Genomic DNA, 1,219 nt, shown 5'->3' on the forward strand with positions numbered 1-1,219 from the left:
TGAATAGCCCCGAGTTTCGTGGACACCCTCGGGTTACATTTCCTGCTGCCGTTCGAACTCAACGGGTGACAGCATCCCGTTCCTGACGTGCTTGCGCTTCGGGTTGTAGAACATCTCGATATAGTCGAACACGTCCTGCCTTGCCTCCTCGCGTGTTCGGTAGGTCCTGCGCCGTATCCTCTCGCGCTTGAGGAGGTTGAAGAAGCTCTCCGCCACGGCATTGTCATGGCAGTTGCCGCGACGGCTCATCGAGTGCTCAAGATTGTGGTGCTTCAGGAACGCCGCCCAGTCCATGCTGGTGAACTGCGAGCCCTGATCGGAATGGACCAGGACCCTGTTCTTCGGCTTTCGACGCCACACCGCCATCAGCAATGCCTGCAGCACGACATCGGTGGTCTGTCGGCTCTGCAGTGACCAGCCGATGACGCGGCGTGAGAACAAGTCGATCACCACGGCCAGATAGGCAAAGCCCTCCTGGGTTCGGATGTAGGTAATGTCTGTCACCCACGCCCTGTCCGGCGCATCGACATCGAACTGCCGGGCAAGGGTGTTGTCGACCACGACCGATGGCTTGCCGCCATAGGAGCCAGGACGGCGCTTATAGCCGATCTGCGCCTTGATCCCGGCCAGCCTGGCGAGACGAGCGATGCGGTTGGGGCAACTGGTCTCTCCCTGATCGAGGAGGTCGTCATGTAGCTTGCGATAGCCATAGACCCTGCCGCTTTCCTTCCAGGCCTTGCTGAGAAGCGCGGTCTGGCGGACATCTTCCCGAGCCCGTTTGCTCAGCGGGTTCTTCAGCCAGGCATAGAAACCACTGGACCGGATACGCAGGCAGCGGCACATCGCCCGCACCGTGAACTGCTGGCGATGCTCGGCAACAAACGCGTATCTCACTTTGCATCCTTGGCGAAATACGCGGTGGCTTTTTTTAAGATGTCGCGTTCCTCGGTGACGCGCGCCAGCTCCTTCTTCAGACGCCGGATCTCTGCCGCCTGATCCCCATCGCTTCCTGATGGCTTCGAGAACTTCTTCTTCCACGCGTAGAGCGAGTGTTGGCTCACGCCCAGCCGCTGCGACACCTCCGCAACTGGATAGCCCCGCTCGGTGATCTGCGCGACAGCATCGCGCTTGAACTCGTCACTGAAATTGCCGGTCCCCATCATGGCCTCCTTGCCTCAAATTTAGGGAAGAAGGCGTCCACAAATCTAGGGGCTATTCA

1 protein-coding gene is annotated in these 1,219 nt (G+C 59.6%); it reads right to left on the reverse strand.

Going from position 1 to position 1,219, the window contains the following annotated elements; translation table 11 throughout:
• Window positions 1-33 precede the first annotated feature (33 nt).
• Window positions 34-1,160 (reverse strand): IS3 family transposase gene (locus ACVJNE_RS24230; protein WP_499569281.1). Its coding sequence is split into 2 segments (ribosomal slippage): window positions 34-920 and window positions 920-1,160, totalling 1,128 coding nucleotides; the frame shifts between segments, so codons are not numbered across the junction.
• Between the last annotated feature and the right edge of the window lie 59 nt (window positions 1,161-1,219).

The sequence above is a fragment of the Mesorhizobium sp. DxT genome (genome assembly GCF_058448885.1).